17 protein-coding genes are annotated in these 20,016 nt (G+C 53.5%); 13 read left to right on the forward strand and 4 right to left on the reverse strand.

Features of this window, described 5'->3' with window-relative positions; genetic code table 11:
* Positions 1 to 7: 7 nt before the first annotated feature.
* The 5 genes from EHSB41UT_RS13035 (at position 8) to EHSB41UT_RS13055 (ending at position 7,407) form a co-directional block, all read left to right on the forward strand.
* Complete coding sequence (locus tag EHSB41UT_RS13035; RefSeq protein ID WP_087110495.1) at positions 8 to 1,615, forward strand: carboxyl transferase domain-containing protein; 1,608 nt, start codon at positions 8 to 10, stop codon at positions 1,613 to 1,615.
* Positions 1,616 to 1,629: 14 nt separating this feature from the next.
* Positions 1,630 to 2,427 carry an enoyl-CoA hydratase-related protein gene (locus EHSB41UT_RS13040; RefSeq protein ID WP_087110497.1) on the forward strand — a complete coding sequence of 266 codons (798 nt, stop codon included), beginning with the start codon at positions 1,630 to 1,632 and terminating at the stop codon, positions 2,425 to 2,427.
* 11 nt (positions 2,428 to 2,438) lie between these two features.
* Entirely contained in the window at positions 2,439 to 4,472 is a 2,034-nt protein-coding gene (locus EHSB41UT_RS13045; protein WP_242667306.1) for an acetyl/propionyl/methylcrotonyl-CoA carboxylase subunit alpha, read from the forward strand.
* Between the two features lies 1 nt (position 4,473).
* Positions 4,474 to 5,379 (forward strand): hydroxymethylglutaryl-CoA lyase, encoded by a 906-nt coding sequence (locus tag EHSB41UT_RS13050; RefSeq protein WP_087110622.1) that lies wholly within the window; start codon positions 4,474 to 4,476, stop codon positions 5,377 to 5,379.
* A gap of 69 nt (positions 5,380 to 5,448) precedes the next feature.
* Entirely contained in the window at positions 5,449 to 7,407 is a 1,959-nt protein-coding gene (locus EHSB41UT_RS13055) for an acetoacetate--CoA ligase (protein WP_087110499.1), read from the forward strand.
* Positions 7,408 to 7,419: 12 nt separating this feature from the next.
* Here the strand turns inward: EHSB41UT_RS13055 and EHSB41UT_RS13060 are convergent, their stop codons facing one another.
* Positions 7,420 to 7,992, reverse strand: a complete 573-nt coding sequence (locus tag EHSB41UT_RS13060) for a hypothetical protein (protein ID WP_087110500.1) — start codon at positions 7,990 to 7,992, stop codon at positions 7,420 to 7,422.
* A gap of 155 nt (positions 7,993 to 8,147) precedes the next feature.
* Between EHSB41UT_RS13060 and aat the strand changes: the two genes are divergently transcribed.
* The 3 genes from aat to infA all read left to right on the forward strand — a co-directional run bounded on the left by aat (position 8,148) and on the right by infA (position 9,919).
* The gene (gene aat / locus EHSB41UT_RS13065) at positions 8,148 to 8,858 is read left to right on the forward strand and encodes a leucyl/phenylalanyl-tRNA--protein transferase (protein WP_087110502.1); all 711 of its coding nucleotides are present in this window, start codon (positions 8,148 to 8,150) and stop codon (positions 8,856 to 8,858) included.
* A complete protein-coding gene (locus EHSB41UT_RS13070) occupies positions 8,851 to 9,558 on the forward strand; it encodes an arginyltransferase (RefSeq protein WP_165767257.1) in 708 nt (235 codons plus the stop codon). Before aat ends, EHSB41UT_RS13070 begins: the two co-directional genes overlap by 8 nt.
* 142 nt (positions 9,559 to 9,700) lie before the next feature.
* Positions 9,701 to 9,919, forward strand: coding sequence for a translation initiation factor IF-1 (gene infA, locus EHSB41UT_RS13075; protein WP_087110506.1), 219 nt, complete (start codon positions 9,701 to 9,703; stop codon positions 9,917 to 9,919).
* A gap of 173 nt (positions 9,920 to 10,092) precedes the next feature.
* On the opposite strand, the gene clpA is transcribed toward infA, so the two are convergent.
* Positions 10,093 to 12,378 carry an ATP-dependent Clp protease ATP-binding subunit ClpA gene (gene clpA / locus EHSB41UT_RS13080; protein ID WP_087110508.1) on the reverse strand — a complete coding sequence of 762 codons (2,286 nt, stop codon included), beginning with the start codon at positions 12,376 to 12,378 and terminating at the stop codon, positions 10,093 to 10,095.
* Positions 12,379 to 12,397: 19 nt separating this feature from the next.
* Positions 12,398 to 12,760 (reverse strand): ATP-dependent Clp protease adapter ClpS, encoded by a 363-nt coding sequence (gene clpS / locus EHSB41UT_RS13085; protein WP_087110510.1) that lies wholly within the window; start codon positions 12,758 to 12,760, stop codon positions 12,398 to 12,400.
* A 197-nt stretch (positions 12,761 to 12,957) separates the two neighbouring features.
* On the opposite strand from clpS, the gene EHSB41UT_RS13090 reads away from it, so the two are divergent.
* The gene (locus tag EHSB41UT_RS13090) at positions 12,958 to 13,233 is read left to right on the forward strand and encodes a cold-shock protein (RefSeq protein ID WP_087110512.1); all 276 of its coding nucleotides are present in this window, start codon (positions 12,958 to 12,960) and stop codon (positions 13,231 to 13,233) included.
* Positions 13,234 to 13,386: 153 nt separating this feature from the next.
* Here the strand turns inward: EHSB41UT_RS13090 and icd are convergent, their stop codons facing one another.
* Positions 13,387 to 14,643, reverse strand: a complete 1,257-nt coding sequence (gene icd / locus EHSB41UT_RS13095) for an NADP-dependent isocitrate dehydrogenase (RefSeq protein WP_087110514.1) — start codon at positions 14,641 to 14,643, stop codon at positions 13,387 to 13,389.
* A gap of 386 nt (positions 14,644 to 15,029) precedes the next feature.
* Between icd and mnmA the strand changes: the two genes are divergently transcribed.
* The 4 genes from mnmA (at position 15,030) to purB (ending at position 19,989) form a co-directional block, all read left to right on the forward strand.
* On the forward strand, positions 15,030 to 16,178 hold the full coding sequence (gene mnmA, locus EHSB41UT_RS13100) for a tRNA 2-thiouridine(34) synthase MnmA (RefSeq protein ID WP_087110516.1): 1,149 nt from the start codon (positions 15,030 to 15,032) through the stop codon (positions 16,176 to 16,178).
* A gap of 76 nt (positions 16,179 to 16,254) precedes the next feature.
* Complete coding sequence (gene hflD, locus EHSB41UT_RS13105) at positions 16,255 to 16,881, forward strand: high frequency lysogenization protein HflD (protein WP_242667307.1); 627 nt, start codon at positions 16,255 to 16,257, stop codon at positions 16,879 to 16,881.
* A 136-nt stretch (positions 16,882 to 17,017) separates the two neighbouring features.
* Positions 17,018 to 18,490 (forward strand): ankyrin repeat domain-containing protein, encoded by a 1,473-nt coding sequence (locus EHSB41UT_RS13110; protein WP_087110520.1) that lies wholly within the window; start codon positions 17,018 to 17,020, stop codon positions 18,488 to 18,490.
* Between the two features lie 134 nt (positions 18,491 to 18,624).
* The gene (purB, locus tag EHSB41UT_RS13115; RefSeq protein WP_087110521.1) at positions 18,625 to 19,989 is read left to right on the forward strand and encodes an adenylosuccinate lyase; all 1,365 of its coding nucleotides are present in this window, start codon (positions 18,625 to 18,627) and stop codon (positions 19,987 to 19,989) included.
* Positions 19,990 to 20,016 lie beyond the last annotated feature (27 nt).

Below are 20,016 nucleotides of genomic sequence, written 5' to 3' on the forward strand. Positions count from 1 at the left end.
ACAAGATATGCCTGTTATTTCAAGCAAGGTTGTCACCACAACCCCGGAATTTGCCGAAAACCGGCAGGCCATGGAAGTGCTGCTTGATGAGATGATCAGCCTCGCGCAAGCCATCCAGACCGGAGGGCCTGAACCGGCCCGCATTCGCCATCAGGAGCGGGGCAAGCTGCTGGCGCGCGAGCGTATCAATGCCCTGCTTGATCCCGGCTCTCCGTTTTTGGAAGTCGGCTTGTTCGCAGCCCATGATGTGTATGGTGAAGATGTGCCTGCTGCTGGTGCTGTTGCCGGCATCGGTCAGGTCTGCGGCCGTGCCTGCATCATTGTTGCCAATGACGCCACGGTAAAAGGCGGCAGCTATTATCCGCTCACCGTTAAGAAACACCTGCGAGCGCAGACTATTGCCGCAGAAAACCATCTGCCGTGTATTTATCTGGTGGATTCCGGTGGTGCCAACCTGCCCCGCCAGGATGAAGTTTTTCCGGACCGGGAACATTTCGGCCGAATCTTCTTTAACCAGTCCAATATGTCTGCCCAGGGGATTGCCCAGATCGCCGTAGTGATGGGTTCCTGTACCGCCGGTGGTGCTTATGTTCCAGCGATGGCGGATGAAAGTATTATCGTCCGCAATCAGGGAACAATCTTTCTGGCCGGCCCACCGCTGGTTAAAGCGGCAACTGGTGAGGTTGTTACCGCTGAAGAACTGGGTGGAGCCGATGTGCATGGCAAAGTCTCTGGCGTTGTCGATCATATTGCTGAAGATGATCACCATGCCCTGCAGCTGGCCCGTCAGGCCGTAGCCCGCCTGAATACCGCGCCGCTGCCTTTGCCAGACAAAACCGAGTCTCGCCCTCCCCGCCTTGATCCGGAAGAGTTGCTCGGCATTATCCCCGCCAGTCTGAAAACCCCCTACGACGTTCGGGAAGTGATCGGGCGTATCGTGGACGATTCCGAGTTTGATGAGTTTAAGGCCAATTTTGGCGCAACCCTGGTCACCGGCTTTGCCCGTATCCATGGTTACCCGGTCGGTATTCTTGCCAATAACGGCATTCTGTTTTCGGAGTCTGCCGTGAAAGGGGCACACTTCGTTGAGCTCTGCTGTCAGCGCAAGATCCCGCTGGTGTTCCTGCAGAATATTACCGGTTTTATGGTCGGCGCACGTTACGAGGCTGGCGGTATCGCCAAACATGGAGCCAAGCTGGTGAATGCCGTGTCCTGCGCCAAGGTGCCCAAGCTGACAGTGATTATTGGTGGAAGCTTTGGTGCAGGTAACTATGGCATGTGTGGCCGAGCCTATGACCCTCGCTTCCTGTGGAGCTGGCCTAATGCCCGTATCTCGGTGATGGGTGGTGAACAGGCCGCAGGCGTACTCACCATGGTGAAAGGCGCAGCCGCTGCCAAGCGCGGACAAGCCTGGACCGAGGAAGATGATGCCAATTGCCGGCAGCAGGTTATTGATGATTATGACCGTATGGGCAGCCCGTTTTACGGCAGTGCCCGCCTGTGGGATGACGGCATTATCGACCCAAGAGACACCCGTGATGTACTGGGGCTGAGTCTGGCCGCAGCTTTGAATGCACCCATCGAGGAAACACGCTTTGGCGTGTTCCGTATGTAACCGGAGACGGTGAAATGGCTATTCATGCTTCCATTACTGATGGCGTTGCCCGCCTGGTCCTTGATCGGCCGGAAAAGCGCAATGCCTTTGATGACCAGACAATCGCAGATATCAGCAGCGTACTAAGCCTATGGCGTCACGATGAATCGATTCGGGTGCTGGTGATTTCAGCCAACGGGGAAACCTTTTGCGCGGGTGCCGACCTTGGCTGGATGAAACGCACTGCACAGCTGGACCATCAGGCCAATCTCGAAGATGCACAAAAGCTCGCGATTATGATGGACCTGATTGACAGCTTCCCGGTACCGGTTCTGACCCTGGTTCAGGGGGCAGCATTTGGCGGGGCTTTGGGCATAATCTGCTGTAGCGATATTGTGCTGGCCACCGAGGATGCCAAGTTCTGTCTGAGTGAAGTCAGACTGGGTATCGTGCCAGCGGTTATCAGCCCTTATGTCATCCGCGCCATGGGGGAACGTCAGGCTCGCCGTTACATGCTGACGGCAGAACGCTTTGATGCCGGCCAGGCTCTTAATTTCAATCTCGTACACCAGCTTTTCTCTACGCAGGAGGAGGTTGTTGAGGCGGGTAAAAGCCTTATTACCACCCTGTCTCTGAATGGCCCACAGGCCATGCGCCAGTGCAAACAGTTGATTGCCGATGTCAGTGGAAAGCCCATTGATGAACCACTTATGAGACATACCAGCCAGTTTATTGCCGATATTCGCAACACGTCTGAAGGGCAGGAAGGGCTTGCGGCCTTTCTGGAAAAGCGTAAGCCCAACTGGATAACTGCTGAATCCGGCCATCAATAACGGTACCTACTATGACGGCTATGACAACCAACAACAATCAACCAATAAAAAAGCTGCTCATTGCCAACCGGGGTGAAATTGCCTGCCGGGTTATCCGCACTGCCCGCACGCTGGGCATCGAGACAGCCCTGATCAGCTCGGAGCCGGACGCCACCAGCCTGGCGGCAGAGATGGCCGACAAGGTTTTTGTGATTGGACCTGCCGCTGCTGCAGACAGCTATCTTCGTCAGGATAAGGTGATTGAAGTCGCCAGACAGTGGCAGGCTGATGCTGTACATCCAGGCTATGGCTTCCTTTCTGAGAATGCCGACTTTGCCAACGCGTTGGAGGCTGCCGGTATTCGTTTTATCGGACCACCGTCTTCCGCTATGTCAGCTATGGCATCCAAAAGCGAAGCTAAACGCTTGATGGAACAGGCCGGTGTGCCACTGCTTAAGGGCTACCATGGTACCGATCAGGCCGACAGCACCTTAAGTGAAGCTGCTGATGCTATTGGTTATCCGGTGATGCTCAAGGCAGCAGCTGGCGGTGGCGGTAAGGGCATGCGGATTGTCAGCAGCCCTTCCGATTTCCAGTCAACGCTGGACAGTGCCCGCCGGGAAGCGGAAAAGGCCTTTGGCGATACCACCATGCTGGTCGAGAAGTATCTGGCGGCTCCTCGTCATATAGAAGTGCAGATTTTCTTTGATCAGCACGGTCAGGGCGTTTACCTGTTTGACCGGGATTGCTCCATTCAGCGCCGCCACCAAAAAGTCGTGGAAGAAGCTCCAGCTCCCGGTTTGCCAGACCGTCTGCGCAACACCATGGGTGAAGCCGCATTGGCCGCAGGCCGTTCCATCGGCTATGTCGGCGCTGGTACGGTGGAGTTTCTGCTGGATACAGCCGGTGATGGCGATCAGTTTTACTTTATGGAAATGAACACCCGCCTGCAGGTTGAGCATCCCGTCACTGAAATGGTTACTGGACAGGATCTGGTGGAATGGCAGATTCGCGTGACGGAAGGTCAGCCCCTGCCCTGCTCCCAGGAACAGCTACAGCTCAGAGGACACTCTCTGGAAGTGCGGCTTTATGCGGAAGAGCCTGCCCGTGAGTTCCTCCCTGCGACCGGCACCCTGTCACATCTGCACTGGCCAGCTGAACAGAACTGGCTGCGGGTGGAAACCGGTGTGCGAGCCGGTGATGAAGTGACGCCCTGGTATGACCCGATGATTGCCAAGCTGGTTGTCCATGGCGATGATCGCGAGCAGGCCTGCCAGCGTATGCTTGAGGTACTGCAACACACCCGAATTACCGGACTGTCCACCAACCGGGACTTCCTGATCAAAGTTCTTGAGCAGCCCGCATTTCAGCAGCAGGCACCTGATACCTGCTTTATTCCCCGCTTTCAGACAACACTGCTCGATAACAGCAAAGCCAAGCATCTAGCCCTGATTGCAGCAACACTGGCGCCACAGAGCCACAGTAGGCATGCTGGTCTGAGTGAAGCGTATAACGGCTGGCGTCTCCATCAACAGAAGCAATGGTATGGGCATTGGCAATATCAGGGCGAGACCTTCACCGTACTTGTTGAGTCAGGTGCCAATGGATGCAGCGCCAGAATCAATGGCCAGCAGGTACCTGTTACAACACTTGAGACCATCGATGACACGATCGTGGTCAACGGTGTTGTTCATGATATCTATCAGGAAGCCAGCTATGGTTCCCATGATCGCCGTCTGACTGTGGTCTCCCCGGCTCTGACACTGCCACTGCACAAGCCGGATCACTCGGTCGCCGAGCATGACGAACAAGATCTGACCGCGCCGATGAATGGCCGGGTGGTCGCGGTGATGGTTGAAGCCGGTCAAACGGTTAATGAAGGCGACACATTGCTGGTACTGGAAGCCATGAAGATGGAGCAGACCATTCGCGCCCCCCATGCTGGCGTGATTGCTGACATTCATCACACCGCTGACAGCCTGGTGGAAGAAGGTGCGTTGCTGGTCAGTTTTGTCGACACGAGCCTGGCCGAAGCTAGCCTTGATAACACGGCGGAGGATGGTTGATATGAACGCGAACGGACTCCCGGACAGTGTCAGACTCGTTGAAGTCAGCCCGCGGGATGGATTGCAGAATCAGCAACAGATTCTCTCTCCGGAACAACGGGTTGAGCTGATCCGTCGTCTGCAGGCCAGCGGCCTGACCCGTATAGAAGCCGGCAGTTTCGTCTCCGCTGAGCGGGTTCCGGCCATGCGGGATACCGACCAGGTACTGGCCGCCCTGCCGGCAGTACCTGGAGTTCGTTACAGTGTTCTCACCCCCAATATCAAAGGGCTGGATGCAGCTTTGCAGGCTGGAGCCGGTGAAGTCGCCGTGTTTACTGGCGCCAGCGAAACCTTTACCCGCAAGAATATTCAGTGCTCTATCACTGATAGCCTCAACCGGTTTGCACCGGTGGTTGATAAGGCCAAAGAACACAATATTCCGGTCAGGGGTTATCTCTCATGCACCATGGGTTGCCCCTATGAGGGGGAAATCCCACTGACAGATGTGGTTACTCTGGCCACCGAACTGTTCCAGATGGGCTGCTATGAGATCTCTCTTGGCGATACCATTGGTACCGGTAACCCGGCGCGGGTGCAGGAGCTGATTAACCTGTTACAGCCCAGCATTCCACTGGATGCACTGGCAGTACATTTCCATGATACCTATGGGCAGGCGCTGACCAATATCTACGCAGCACTCAATGCCGGTGTTCGGGTGATTGATTCTGCCGTAGCAGGATTGGGAGGCTGCCCTTACGCCAAGGGAGCGTCTGGCAATGTGGCCACTGAGGATGTGCTGTATCTGTTAAACGGTTTGGGTATTGAAACCGGTGTTGATATGGACAAGCTTTTAGAAGCCACACGACTGCTGACTTCTGATTACGGCTACCGGAATGACTCTCGTGTTGGTCAGGCGCTATTGTCGTGATACATCTGTAGAGCCAATTAAGAACATCTCCCAACCGCTTGAAATAAAAATAAATTATCGGTACTCAATATGTTGGATAAGCCACTGTGGTCACCTTCTCCTGAAAGCATTCGTCGCTCACAGATGCAACAGTGTCTTGAGGCCGTCCAGAGCGAGTTTGGGCTATCCCTGACCAGTTACCATGACCTTCATCAGTGGAGCTGTCAGCACCCGGAACTGTTCTGGCCGTTTCTGGCTCAATTTCTCGATCTTCCCGTCACAGACTATCAGCAGGTTGTCGCCTTTGATAACGAGCAGGCTTCCAGCATGGAAGGTGCGCACTGGTTTACCGGCTCCCAAATCAACTACGCCGAAGCCATGTTGCGTTTTCAGGGAGACCAGACGGCTATCGTTTATCGGGGTGAAGATGGAAGTCGCCGGGAGCTAAGCCGTAATCAATTGCGGGAACTTGTCGCCCGCGCGGCCAATGGTCTGCGTGCAGCCGGGATAAGGGAAGGCGATCGTATCGCCGGCTTTATGCCCAATATGCCGGAGACCATTGCCATGATGCTGGCGGCAGCCAGCCTGGGCGCGGTCTGGTCATCCTGCTCACCGGACTTTGGCAGTCAGGGCGTGCTGGATCGGTTTGGACAGATTGAGCCCCGGATACTGGTGGCGACGGATGGCTATCAATACAGCGGCAAGAGCATTGATTGTCGCCCGCGTATTCAGGAACTGGTTGAAGAAATCCCTTCCATAGAGCGCGTTGTTATTGTGCCTTTTGGTGAACAGGACCTTGATATCCGCGCTATTGAGAAGAGTACAACTCTGGCAGACTTTCTGTCCGACGATACTACTCTGCGCTTCTCTCCCCTGCCCTTTGATCATCCTCTTTGCATTCTTTATTCATCCGGCACTACCGGAAAGCCAAAGTGCATTGTACATGGCCATGGCGGTACCTTATTGCAGCATGCCAAAGAGCTTTGCCTGCATACCGACCTGCGTGAAGGAGAAAAGTTTTTCTACTTCTCCACCTGTGGCTGGATGATGTGGAACTGGCTGGCGTCTGGTCTGATAACCGGAGCCACGCTGGTACTGTTTGATGGCTCCCCCTTCCACCCTGGTCCGGAAGCGCTCTGGCAGATGGCCGAACAGGAACAAATCTCTGTATTTGGCACCAGTGCCCGCTATCTCACCGCTTTGCAGAAATCGGGCTTTGAGCCGGCCAAGGCTTGCAAACTACCGGCGTTACGCGCCATTCTCTCGACCGGTTCACCGCTGCCCCATGAAGGCTTTGATTTTGTCTACGAGAGCATCGGTCGTGATTTGATGCTGTCCTCAATCTCTGGCGGGACGGATATTATTTCCTGCTTCGCGTTGGGCAATCCCATCCTGCCGGTATATCGAGGACAGCTACAGTGTCTGGGGCTGGGGATGAACGTGGCCTTTTATGACGATGAAGGACAGTCCGTTCTTCATCAACCGGGAGAACTGGTCTGCCAAACCGCATTCCCAAGCCGACCGGTGATGTTCTGGAACGACCCTGACAGCCAGCGTTATCACGACGCCTATTACAGCCGTTTCCAGAACATCTGGGCCCATGGTGACTATGGCGAAATCACCCCGGAACAGGGTGTTATTCTCCATGGTCGCTCTGATGCGGTTTTAAACCCTGGCGGCGTGCGTATTGGCACCGCCGAGATTTACCGACAGGTTGAAAAGGTTGAAGCCGTACTGGAATCCCTGGCTGTCGGGCAACAGTTCAATAATGATGAACGGGTGGTGCTGTTTGTTCGCCTTCGGGATGGCCTGATACTCGATCAGGCGCTGGAGCAGCAGATACGCAGCGTGATTCGTACCCACGCCTCTCCACGCCATGTTCCGGCAGTGATATTGCAGGCCCCTGATCTGCCCCGCACGGTCAGCGGCAAGCTGACCGAGCTGGCAGTCAAGGCGATCATTCATGGCCGTCCGGTAAAGAATGCCGAAGCATTGGCCAACCCGGAGACCCTGACTTTCTTTAAGGATCTGGACGCTTTAAGGGTCTAAATGCCTGCAGCCTTAAAGCTCGCTGGGCAGAAACGAACGATTCTGACGCAGCAAGTAATAATCGGGATAGCCGGTGTCGCCTACCAGACATCGGCCGTCCTGCTCCTGACCGGGATAGACACGACTCATTGGGTCATACATCTCATCCATCACCAGACAAATGCGCTTCTGGTTTTCCGGGTGACGAATATAGATACCCTGACTGGTCAGCCCGTAAGGGCCATGCACCTGATGAACCTGCACCGAATCCAGCACTTCAAACGAGGAACTCCCCTTCTGGATGCCGTTCTTGTCGAGATAGGAGCACAGGGTAATGTCTTCCCGTCTGTCGGCCACAACAATCGGCCCCTGCTCCGTTACTACCGCATCACGGAGATATAAGGTGACCAGATCAACATAACCGAAGTGCCACTCACCACTCATATCACGGGTACGGCAGTAGTAAGGCTCAATATCCTGCGCGCTTTCATGCTGCTTACGGGAAAATGCATCATTGCTCAGCCACGGGGATGCCGCCTGAGAGAGGCCAGCCCAGGCCAGCATAAGGCTGAATACCAGCCCCATCAGGGAAAAATTGGTTTTCATAGAAGCTCCTTCTTCAAGACCAATAACAGAGTGGACAGTTGATAGACCCTGTTCATTCCCAGGAGTTTTTCCGTAACAATAAGTGTCAGTGAAACTAACCACCCTGATATGATGGGAAGGAATGATTGAGTGAGCGCAACCAGGAGTAATCGGCGGTGATTCCATGGATTGATGATGAATATCCGGCTTTTCCTCCCGTCGATGAGGCACTGAAGGATCCGGATGGTCTGCTGTGTGCCGGTGGGAACCTTGACCCGATGACCCTGCGCCGGGCCTACAAGAGTGGCATTTTCCCCTGGTTTAACGAGGGCCAGCCGATCCTCTGGTGGTCCCCTGATCCCCGCATGGTGCTGACACCCTCCTCATTCCGCTTCTCCCGGCGGCTGAAACGCTTCCTTCGCAGCAGCGGCTGGACGATTACCGCTAACAGAGACTTTGAAGCGGTGATTCGAGCTTGTGCCAGTATTCGTCGTGACGGCCAGGACGGCACCTGGATTACTGAAGATATGGTACTGGCCTATCTGGCCTTTCATTATGTCGGTCATGCCTGTTCGATCGAGGTCTGGGATGAACAAAATCAGCTCTGCGGCGGCCTTTATGGCGTTGCCCTCGGGCGGATGTTCTTTGGTGAGTCGATGTTTTCCAACACCAGCAATGCCTCAAAGGCCGCTCTTGCCACGCTTATGCAGTCAGGCTGTTTTGACCTTGTGGATTGCCAGATGCAGACCAGTCATCTGTCTTCTCAAGGTGGTTTTCTGATGAAACGCGCTGAGTTTATTGATCAGATCAAACTGCTCGCTGAACGGGAACGTGATGATCTGCCTGGTGCTGTTGAGCACACGGCCCGGGAGCTGGTCAATGGCTGATCAGCGTATTCCTTTGTATCAGACCGGACTGCACCCCTGCAGCTATCTTGACAGGAAGGATGCCTCAACAGTCTTTCTCGACCCTAACATTCTGCTTAACGTTGAAGGGGCGGAGGTAATGGCTGAGCAGGGCTTCCGACGCAGTGGGCGGCATACTTACCGCCCCCACTGCCCGCAATGCCATGGCTGCATCTCGGTGCGGGTGAATGTTCAGGATTTTCAACCCAACCGCACCCAGCGCAAGATCCTTAACCGTAACCAGGATCTGCATATCGAAGTCTCTGAACCTCAGCTGACGCTGGAAAACTACCGGCTGTACCGGCGTTATATCAGTGAGCGACATCGCGATGGTGATATGTTCCCGCCAACAGCGCGGCAGTTTCAGGATTTTCTTGGCGTGGATTCCGGATTTACCCAGTTCTGGAATATTCGTAGAGGCCACGAACTGGTCGGGGTAGCTGTAACCGACAACTTCCGCCGTTCTCTGGCTTCAGTCTACAGTTTCTTTGATCCCGATGATCACAGGCGCAGTCTGGGCACCTACGCTGTTCTCAAGCAGATAGAGGCAGCCAGACAGTCCGGACGGCTCTGGCTGTATCTGGGTTATTGGATCAGTGATTGCCGCAAAATGCGCTATAAAACAGCTTTCCAGCCGCTGGAAATGTTTAATGGCAATGATTGGCAGCATTTTCAACCCTAACTCGCCTTTGCCTATTGACAGGTTTTCGGGCAGAATGCGCACAAATTTTTAATTCTCAGTTCATTCGGATACTTTGTTATTCCGAGGGTCCGGTTGAGTTGGGATTATTTAAAAAGTTTCGTACTAACGAGGTAAAGGCCGAATGGCAAAAGAAGATTCCATTGAAATGGAAGGCGTGGTTGTTGACACCCTGCCGAACACCATGTTCCGTGTAGAGCTGGAAAACGGCCACGTGGTTACAGCTCACATCTCCGGTAAGATGCGTAAGAACTACATCCGCATCCTGACCGGTGACAAGGTGCGTGTGGAGATGACTCCTTACGACCTGAACAAGGCGCGTATCGTTTACCGCGCCCGTTAATCGAAAGGTTAAAAAAAGCCCGCATGCCATTGGTATGCGGGCTTTTTTATGTCTTAAGCTTTCGGTTCCTGCTGCACTCTCGTTCCCACGGTCCTCCGTGGAAACGCATACCGACCAGAGTTTGATCAAGCATGGGTTACCACGCAGAGCGTGGTAACCAGATTTTAAGAACGCTATTCCGCTTCTGACTCTTGTGCAGGCTCTTTCGCCGGCTCGATCTTGAAGGTCAGTTCCCCACCCTTCACACCGATCTTCACCAGACCACCGCAGATCAGCTTGCCGAACAGAATATCTTCCGCCAGCGGCTTCTTGACCTGATCCTGAACCAGACGCGCCATTGGGCGTGCACCCATCAGCTTGTCGTAGCCCTTCTCTGCCAGCCAGGCTCTGGCGGCTTTGTTCACCTCAATCTGAACCTTACGTTCATCCAGCTGCGCCTGCAGCTCGGTCAGCTGCTTATCAACCACGCTGGCGATAACTTCTTCAGACAGCGGATTGAACTGAATCACAGAGTCGAGACGGTTGCGGAATTCCGGAGTAAAGGTCTTCTTGATCGCTTCCATACCGTCGGTCTGATGGTTCTGCTCGATAAAACCAATCGAGGCACGGTTCATCATCTCGGCACCGGCATTGGTGGTCATGATCAGAATTACGTTACGGAAGTCTGCCTTACGGCCGTTGTTGTCGGTCAGGGTACCGTGATCCATCACCTGCAGCAGCAGGTTAAAGACATCCGGATGGCCCTTTTCGATCTCATCCAGCAGCAGTACGCAGTGTGGGGTCTTGTTGATGGCTTCGGTCAGCAGACCGCCCTGGTCAAAGCCGACATAGCCAGGAGGTGCACCAATCAGACGAGAGACGGTGTGACGTTCCATATACTCGGACATATCGAAGCGCACCAGCTCAATACCCAGAGATTTGGCCAGCTGCTTACAGACTTCGGTCTTACCAACACCGGTCGGACCGGCAAACAGGAAGCAGCCCACCGGCTTCTCGTTCGGCTTGAGGCCAGCACGGGACAGGCGGATATTGGTGGACAGCGCTTCAATCGCTTCATCCTGACCAAAGATGGTCATACGCAGATTACGCGGCAGCTTTTCCAGCAGCTGCTTGTCGTCGGAAGAGACGGACTTAGGCGGAATACGCGCCATCTTGGCAATAATCGCTTCCACTTCCGGCACACCGATGGTTTTGACGCGTTGTTCTGGCTTCAGCAGGCGCTGGTAGGCGCCAGCCTCATCAATCACATCAATGGCCTTATCCGGCATATGACGATCGTTGATGTAACGATCCGCCAGCTCGGCAGCGGCCTTCATCGCTTCCCGCTCATAGGTAATATCGTGATGTTCCTCAAACTTCGGCTTGAGTCCCATCAGGATGGCAAAGGTATCGTCAACGCCCGGCTCCTGCACATCCACCTTCTGGAAGCGGCGTGCCAGGGCACGGTCTTTCTCGAAGATGCCACGGAACTCCTGGAAGGTAGTGGAACCAATACAGCGCAGCTCACCGGAAGTCAGCAGCGGCTTGAGCAGGTTAGAGGCGTCCATCACACCGCCAGAGGCGGCACCGGCACCAATAATGGTATGGATTTCATCAATGAAAAGGATCGCACCTTCTTTACGACGAAGTTCGCCCAGCAGCTGCTTGAAGCGCTTCTCAAAATCGCCGCGATACTTGGTTCCAGCCAGTAACGCACCGAGATCAAGGGAGTAAACGGTGCAATCCTTGAGAATATCCGGTACTTCACCGTCAACAATGCGCTTGGCCAGACCTTCGGCGATGGCGGTTTTACCGACACCGGCCTCGCCCACCAGCAGTGGGTTGTTCTTGCGACGACGGGTCAGTATCTGGGAAACCCGCTCAACTTCGGACTCACGGCCGATCAGCGGGTCAATCTTGCCCAGTTTAGCCTGTTCGTTGAGGTTCAGGGTGTAGTTGTCGAGCGGACGACCGCCCTGTCCTTCAGGGTCGGCAGATTCTTCCACCAGCTCCTGACCGAGCACATCAGCCGCCTGATGGCCCGGCACCTTGGAAATGCCGTGAGCGATGTAATTCACCACATCAATCCGGGCAATTTCCTGCTGTTTGAGGAAATAAACCGCCTGGCTTTCCTGCTCACTGAAAATAGCGACCAGCACATTGGCACCGGTGACTTCTTTCTTACCGGAGCTCTGGACATGGAACACAGCCCGCTGGAGAACCCGCTGGAAGCCCAGAGTTGGCTGGGTTTCCCGCTCTTCATCGCCGGCAGGAATGTGAGGTGTGGTGGAATCAATAAATTTGGTGAGTTCTTCGCGGAGCTGTTGAATATCAGCGCCGCAGGCTTCGAGCACGTCCGCCGCGGAGGTATTATCCAGCAAAGCCAGCAGCAGATGTTCCACCGTCATAAATTCATGACGTTTGCTTCGTGCTTCCCGGAAGGCGGTATTGAGCGTCTGTTCGAGATCTTTATTTAGCATTTGCGTACCCGGTGGAGACTTAGTCTGTCACTTTCTGCGTTTTGCACATCAGAGGATGCTGATGTTCCCTCGAGTATCGGTTGACCTGTTCTGCACGCGTTTCGGCTACATCCCGCGTGTAGACACCACATACAGCCGATCCCTGGGTATGTACTGTCAGCATTATCTGTGTCGCCCGTTCCCTGGACATTCTGAAGAACTGCTCAAGAATCTCGACCACGAAATCCATAGGGGTGTAGTCATCGTTCAGCAGGAGGACCTTATACATGGGTGGTTGCTGAAGCTTGGGCTTCGCTGTCGCAACAGCAACCGAACCATCGTCGTCCTGTTCTGTTTGATGATCCTTTTCTAACGATAGCCGAATTTGGGTGGTGAAACTCATCTTATATTCTGTCAGCGAATGAACATTAAAAATGTCATTAAAATTGTGTCAGCTTGTAACCTAACAGGATTACCCTTGACATAAGGTTGACACTCGTTGTTACATAACTAAAACTAGTTTCTGCTCATGGATGTGAGCACCCAAGAATAATAACACCAAAAAAAAGAAAGCATCAGGAGTACAAGAGGGATATTACGATGCCAACAGGAAAAGTTAAGTGGTTCAATAACGCCAAAGGGTATGGGTTCATTCTTCCAGGGGAAGAAGGCAACGGGGAAGACCTCTTTGTTCACTACTCATCCATTACCATGGACGGCTACAAGACTCTCAAGGCGGGCCAGCAGGTCACCTACGAAATCATTCAAGGTCCCAAGGGGCTGCACGCCATCAATATCACCATTCTGCCGGAAGACGGTGCATCGGAAGCTCTCGAAGCTGCCCCCGTTGCGTCGGCGGAATATTCGGAAAGCTGAGGCACTGACCTGTCCTTCTGATGCCTTTTAAAAGGGAGTAGTTCGCTACTCCTTTTTTTTATGCCTCGCATCTTTCTGCACAACCAAAGAGCGATAAAAACGCAATAAAAAAGGAAGGCCTGAGCCTTCCTTTTTTTTGTCAAACCATGCTGATTACATGTTTTCGACGATCGCTTCTGCGAACTCGGAGCACTTCAGCAGGGTCGCATCCGGCATCAGACGCTCGAAGTCGTAAGTTACGGTCTTGGCTTCGATAGCACCTTCCATACCCTTGATGATCAGGTCAGCGGCTTCAGTCCAGCCCATGTGACGCAGCATCATTTCAGCAGACAGGATCAGGGAACCCGGGTTCACCTTATCCTGACCGGCATACTTAGGTGCAGTGCCGTGGGTCGCTTCAAAGACTGCTACGCTGCCACCGATGTTCGCACCAGGAGCAATACCGATACCACCAACCTCTGCAGCCAGAGCGTCAGAGATGTAGTCACCGTTCAGGTTCAGGGTCGCGATAACGGAGTACTCGTCCGGACGCATCAGGATCTGCTGCAGGAAGGCATCAGCGATCACGTCTTTGATGATGATCTCGTTACCGGTCTTAGGGTTCACCAGCTTGTGCCAAGGACCGCCATCCAGAGGCTCGGCACCGAAACGCTCGGCCGCCAGCTCATAACCCCAATCCTTGAAGGCACCTTCGGTGAACTTCATGATGTTGCCCTTGTGAACCAGAGTCACGGAAGGCAGGTCGTTGTCGATAGCGTGCTGGATGGCCTTGCGTACCAGACGCTGGGTACCTTCTTTGGAAACCGGCTTGATACCAATACCACAGCCTTCGTCGAAACGGATCTTGGTCACGCCCATTTCTTCTTTCAGGAAGGTGATCAGCTTCTTGGCTTCTTCACTGTCCGCCTGCCACTCGATACCGGCGTAGATGTCTTCGGAGTTTTCACGGAAGATCACCATGTCAGTCTTTTCTGGTGCAGTTACCGGGCTAGGTACACCCTTGAACCAGCGAACCGGACGGATACAGGCGTACAGGTCAAGCTCCTGACGCAGGGCTACGTTCAGGGAGCGGATGCCACCACCTACCGGAGTAGTCAGTGGGCCTTTGATGGAAACACTGTACTCACGCAGAGCTTCCAGAGTCTCTTCCGGCATCCAGACGTCTGGGCCGTATACTTTGGTGGCTTTCTCGCCGGTGTAAACTTCCATCCATACGATGGAACGGTTATTGCCATAGGACTTCTCAACAGCGGCATCAACCACGCGCTTCATGGCAGGGGTAACATCCGCTCCGATGCCGTCACCTTCGATGAACGGGATGATGGGATGGTTAGGAACATTCAGAGAAAGATCGGCGTTGACAGTGATTTTGTCACCATCGGCAGGAACCGTGATCTTCTGGTATGCCATTCGTTAGCTCCGTCACTTGGAATGTGTGGTACCGACATTCTGTATGGTCGGCTTGTTTCAGGATTGTTGTAGTTTTGCTACATTCCGATCGCATTCAAATTCAGTGATTAACCGATGCGATCCAGATTTGGGATACAAAGATACCGTAATAAGCACCATTAATAAATCGGTCGTGTTGCAAAGCTACACAAATTTACACAAGTTTTTGCGTGAAATGCCTATCAAGAATATGCCATCGAGTCGTATTTCATCGCGGTTTATTCTTGTGGACGCTGTCTGCTAACCCTATACAATAGCCTTCCCGCTGATCACTTTCAGATCATGGACTAACTGCGCACCAATTGCTCAGAGATACATTCTTTAGAGATAAATTGTTCAGAGATATTATGACTGATAACTCCCAGACCCGTGTCATTGTCGGTATGTCCGGCGGTGTAGACTCCTCTGTATCCGCCCTCCTCCTCCAGCAGCAGGGCTACCAGGTGGAAGGTCTGTTTATGAAAAACTGGGAAGAAGACGACGGCACCGAATACTGTACCGCCATGGACGATCTGGCCGACGCCCAGATGGTTTGTGACAAGCTGGGTATCAAACTGCACCAGGCCAACTTTGCCGCCGAGTACTGGGACAATGTGTTTGAACACTTCCTGGAAGAGTACCGCGCCGGCCGCACCCCGAACCCGGACATCCTCTGCAACCGGGAAATCAAATTCAACGCCTTCCTCGACTACGCGATGATGCTGGGTGCCGACCTGATCGCCATGGGTCATTACGCCCGCCGTGATGACAGCACCGGCAAGGTCCTGATGCGTAAAGGTCTGGACCCAAACAAGGACCAGACCTATTTCCTGCACGCCGTTGGTGAAGAACAGCTGGCGAAAACCCTGTTCCCGGTGGGTGAACTGGAAAAGAGTGAAGTGCGGGCCATTGCTGAGAAGCATGATCTGGTCACCCACAACAAAAAGGACAGTACCGGTATCTGCTTTATCGGTGAGCGCCGCTTCCGGGACTTCCTGAAGCAGTACATCCCTGCACAGCCCGGCAATATCGAAACCGAAGACGGTGAAGTCATCGGCAAGCATCACGGCCTGATGTACCACACCATCGGTCAGCGTCAGGGTCTGGGTATTGGCGGTATGAAGAATGCCAGTGATGAACCCTGGTATGTGCTGGAGAAAGATCTGGAGCGTAATGTCCTGATCGTCGGTCAGGGCAACGACAACCCGCTGCTGTTCTCCAAAGCCCTGTCAGCTGATACCATCTACTGGATCAATGGTGAACCGGAACTGCCGGCACGACTGACCGCCAAGGTCCGTTATCGTCAGAGCGATCAGGCCTGCACGCTGGTGCGTGGTACTGACTGTCGCTATCTGGTGATTTTCGATGAAGCTCAGCGGGCTGTGACTCCGGGCCAGTCTGTGGTTTTCTACGATGGTGATATCTGCCTCGGTGGCGGTGTAATTGAAAAGCGCCATGCCACTCTCCCTGCGGGCTTTTCTGCAGAGGGTTCTGCAGAGTCAACGGTAACTGCCTGATACAACAGGTTTTACAAGTCGGGCTTGGCCTTTATGGATAAGCCCGGCCAACGGGATTTTCAGGATTATCTGACGCGTGACGCTTAACGAGACTGACAGAGTGATGGCCCTTGCCGGTTTGTTTCAGGCCTGCAGCCTGGTTGAACAGGTGGCCAAAAATGGAACGACCTCTGAAGAAACACTGGAAACAGCCATCAAAAGCATTTTTGTCACCGACCCACAGAATGTGGCCGAGGTTTATGGCGATGTTTACAGCCTGCACAATGGTTTGCGTCTGGTACGCGGCCTGCTGGAGCGCGATCCGGAAGTAGTACGTTCTGACGCTGTACGCTATGCCCTCACCCTGATCCATCTGGAAAAAAAGGTGCGTAATAATCGCGCCATGATGTCAGCCATTGGTGAAGGTATTAACCGCGCCCGCGGTCAGCTCAATCACTTTGGTCACACCCATGAAAACCTGATCGCCAATCTGGCCGGAGTGTATCTGGATACCGTCAGCACTCTTAAGACACGCGTACAGGTCACCGGTGATCTGCGAAATCTCCAAAACGCAGCCTGTGCCAACAAAATTCGCGCCTGCCTGATGGCCGGTCTTCGCTCGGCTATTCTCTGGCGTCAGGTCGGCGGGCGTCGCTGGAACCTGGTGTTCTCCCGCAAAGCCATGCTTAACGAGTGCAACAGCTTGCTGAAAGGCAACCTCTAAGCAACTCTTCTTTACCTCTCCTATCCCTGACTGGTCAGCACGCCTGACAGTCAGGGCTCCCTCCGTGAATACCCCACATCAGCCAATGTCCAAGAACCGGTTTTAATACACATTTGTGTTGAGAGGACGGTTCACTATGGAAACTTCGCAGCCAGTCGCACAATCACCACGATCACAAGGTGGTATAACCTACACAACTGAACGGACACAGAAGCAGGGAAGCTTTGCCAGTCGCAACACTGCGCCATCCGGGACAGACACGGAACCTGCACTGGCAGCCCACCAGCAGCAGGGCGAAAGCTTTCTTGGCAGACTCCTCAGAACCATGCACATAACACGAACTGAGGTTCCGCCTTTTCCGTTTCTTGAGAAAACAACGGCAGCGATTACTCAAGGGGATACCATTACCCTGAATACCCTGCTGAACCTATTAGAATTCCAGACAGAACTCACCCCAGCTTTCTTTGAACAAAGCCTGCAACTGGCGAAAGAGAGTGATGCACCTGATGCAGAAGCTGTGTTCCGGCTCCTGGTCAGACATGCAAAAAAATTGGGAGAGTTTCAGCCTCTCTACCAGACTATCCTGCGCGAGTTATTACGGGAAACCAATGATGCCTTTCTTGATCTGATAACCACCGAGAAATCGTATGCCCAGGACCCATCTGATACCCACCTCAATATGTTAACGGAGCTGACGGAAGCCACACCAACTGTCACGCAGAAAAACGCAGGGCTTGTTGCCATCCTTATACAGGAAGGCTGTGATCTTCTCTGGGCTCAGGACCGTGAACTACCTAAATACTCTCCGCTGGTTAAATTACTATCGCCTGAATGGGATGAGTGTTCGGAGCTTCGCCAGCAACTGGTCGAATACCTGAAGACAAACAACATCAACCTTGATCAGCTCATCCTGAACAGAAAGCCATTATTTATGGAGATGGCCATAATGAGGGCATCCCATCATGGAATTCAATGCATGCTCGATGCCGGAGCGGATGTTAATATTCGCTGGCATGGTCAGACAACCCTCTTCAAACTGTTGGCAGGCTACCCTGTTGATGCAGCAACGCGTTGGAAATTCACTCGCCCGCGACGTGCAGAGATTATTAAGGTATTACTGAATAATGGCGCCTCCCTGACCGACACCATTTACCATGAACGATGTGTGGACATGCCACTGGCACGCATAGCCCTCAGTTATTGGGCAGCCCATAATGCACTGCGATGCATGGCAATAAAAAAGCTTCGTGAAGAAGATGAGTGCCGCGAAGTACCCGTAATGCTGGATCTGGCTCTTGATAAGAGAGTCGGTACATATGTCAGTAGCGCTATCGAGATGACCGCCGAAGCCGGACTACAGCATCAAATTATCCCACTTATCTATGCTGATCATCGCCTGCCTCTCAGCGCTGATGCCCTGCAAACACTGCAGAGCCAGGATAAATATTATCGGGATAACTGCCCGGAGTATGCAGCTCTGGTTGAAACCTATTCCTCCCTGAGAGATAAAGCAGATATTACCAACCGGGGTTTCTCAACAGAGCCATGCCAGCAGATTCTGAGGACCGGTGCAGCTATCGCCCGTTTAACCGATGAGATGAGCTCTTAAACAACCTGATAATAATACCCAGTCCTATCGAGCCGGAGAATCCTGCTTTGAAAGCAGATTTTCCCGTCATTTTCGTGTAGCATGCCCGCGCTTGCTTATCCTCGAAATAGCTTACAATCGATAAGGGTCAACCAATGGAACTGTCCGCACTGACTGCAATCTCTCCTGTCGACGGCCGTTACGGCAGCAAGACCAGCGCACTGCGCCCTGTATTCAGCGAATACGGCCTGATCCGTGCCCGGGTTGAAGTGGAAGTACGCTGGCTGCAACAGCTGAGCCGTCATCCGCAGATCACCGAACTGCCTGCCTTCAGTGCTGAAGCCACTTCTCTGCTTGATAACATTGTCAGTGAGTTCTCTGTTGAAGATGCCGAAGCCATCAAGGCCATTGAGCGCACCACCAACCACGACGTAAAAGCGGTGGAATATTTCCTGAAAGGGAAAATGAAGGCTAATGAAGAGTTGGCCAAGGCTCTGGAGTTCGTTCACTTCGCCTGTACTTCCGAGGATATCAATAACCTGTCCCACGGCCTGATGCTGAAGGAAGGTCGTGAAACCCTGAAGGCCACGATGGTCAAGGTGGAACAGGCCATTGCCGCTCTGGCGACCGAACATGCCGCTCTGCCGATGCTGAGCCGTACCCACGGACAGACCGCCTCCCCGACTACTCTCGGCAAAGAGATGGCCAACGTCGCCTACCGCCTGAAACGCCAGCTGAAGCAGCTGGATGAGGTGGAACTGCTGGGCAAGATCAACGGTGCGGTTGGCAACTACAACGCCCACCTGGCCACCTATCCAGAGATCGACTGGGAAGCCAATGCCAAGGAATTTATTGAATCCCTGGGCCTGAGCTTTAACCCATACACCACCCAGATCGAGCCACACGACTACATCGCTGAACTGTTTGATGTCGTACGTCGTTTTAACACTATCCTGATCGACTTCGATCGTGATATCTGGTCTTACATCTCCGTTGGCTACTTCAAGCAGAAGACCATTCCCGGTGAAGTGGGCTCCTCCACCATGCCGCACAAGGTCAACCCGATCGACTTCGAGAACTCCGAAGGTAATCTGGGTCTGGCTAACGCTGTAATGGAACATATGGCCAACAAACTGCCGATCTCCCGCTGGCAGCGTGACCTGACCGACTCTACGGTACTGCGTAATATGGGTGTTGGCTTTGCCTACAGCCTGATTGCTTACGAATCAGCCTTGAAGGGCATCAGCAAGCTGGAAGCCAACGCACAGCGTCTGGGCGAAGACCTGAACAACGCCTGGGAAGTCATGGCTGAACCTGTTCAGACCGTGATGCGCCGCTTTGGCATTGAAGAGCCATACGAAAAACTGAAAGCCTTTACCCGTGGCAAGGTGATTACCCGTGACGCCATGCTGGAGTTTGTCGACCAGCTGGATATGCCACAGGAAGCCAAGGACAGCCTGAAGGCCATGACTCCAGCATCCTATGTGGGTAATGCCGAAGAGCAGGCCCGCAAGCTTTAATGGGCTAATGGTTATCAAGGAGAGCTG

The sequence above is a fragment of the Parendozoicomonas haliclonae genome (genome assembly GCF_900174585.1).
GTDB classification, from domain to species: Bacteria; Pseudomonadota; Gammaproteobacteria; order Pseudomonadales; family Endozoicomonadaceae; genus Sansalvadorimonas; species Sansalvadorimonas haliclonae.

What these genes read in the sequence shown, in the direction of transcription:
- EHSB41UT_RS13035 (WP_087110495.1), top strand. Translation starts at nt 8, where the DNA reads ATGCCTGTTATTTCAAGCAAGGTTGTCACCACAACCCCGGAATTTGCC.
- EHSB41UT_RS13040 (WP_087110497.1), top strand. Translation starts at nt 1,630, where the DNA reads ATGGCTATTCATGCTTCCATTACTGATGGCGTTGCCCGCCTGGTCCTT.
- EHSB41UT_RS13045 (WP_242667306.1), top strand. Translation starts at nt 2,439, where the DNA reads ATGACGGCTATGACAACCAACAACAATCAACCAATAAAAAAGCTGCTC.
- EHSB41UT_RS13050 (WP_087110622.1), top strand. Translation starts at nt 4,474, where the DNA reads ATGAACGCGAACGGACTCCCGGACAGTGTCAGACTCGTTGAAGTCAGC.
- EHSB41UT_RS13055 (WP_087110499.1), top strand. Translation starts at nt 5,449, where the DNA reads ATGTTGGATAAGCCACTGTGGTCACCTTCTCCTGAAAGCATTCGTCGC.
- EHSB41UT_RS13060 (WP_087110500.1), bottom strand. Translation starts at nt 7,992, where the DNA reads ATGAAAACCAATTTTTCCCTGATGGGGCTGGTATTCAGCCTTATGCTG.
- EHSB41UT_RS13070 (WP_165767257.1), top strand. Translation starts at nt 8,851, where the DNA reads ATGGCTGATCAGCGTATTCCTTTGTATCAGACCGGACTGCACCCCTGC.
- infA (WP_087110506.1), top strand. Translation starts at nt 9,701, where the DNA reads ATGGCAAAAGAAGATTCCATTGAAATGGAAGGCGTGGTTGTTGACACC.
- clpA (WP_087110508.1), bottom strand. Translation starts at nt 12,378, where the DNA reads ATGCTAAATAAAGATCTCGAACAGACGCTCAATACCGCCTTCCGGGAA.
- clpS (WP_087110510.1), bottom strand. Translation starts at nt 12,760, where the DNA reads ATGAGTTTCACCACCCAAATTCGGCTATCGTTAGAAAAGGATCATCAA.
- EHSB41UT_RS13090 (WP_087110512.1), top strand. Translation starts at nt 12,958, where the DNA reads ATGCCAACAGGAAAAGTTAAGTGGTTCAATAACGCCAAAGGGTATGGG.
- icd (WP_087110514.1), bottom strand. Translation starts at nt 14,643, where the DNA reads ATGGCATACCAGAAGATCACGGTTCCTGCCGATGGTGACAAAATCACT.
- mnmA (WP_087110516.1), top strand. Translation starts at nt 15,030, where the DNA reads ATGACTGATAACTCCCAGACCCGTGTCATTGTCGGTATGTCCGGCGGT.
- EHSB41UT_RS13110 (WP_087110520.1), top strand. Translation starts at nt 17,018, where the DNA reads ATGGAAACTTCGCAGCCAGTCGCACAATCACCACGATCACAAGGTGGT.
- purB (WP_087110521.1), top strand. Translation starts at nt 18,625, where the DNA reads ATGGAACTGTCCGCACTGACTGCAATCTCTCCTGTCGACGGCCGTTAC.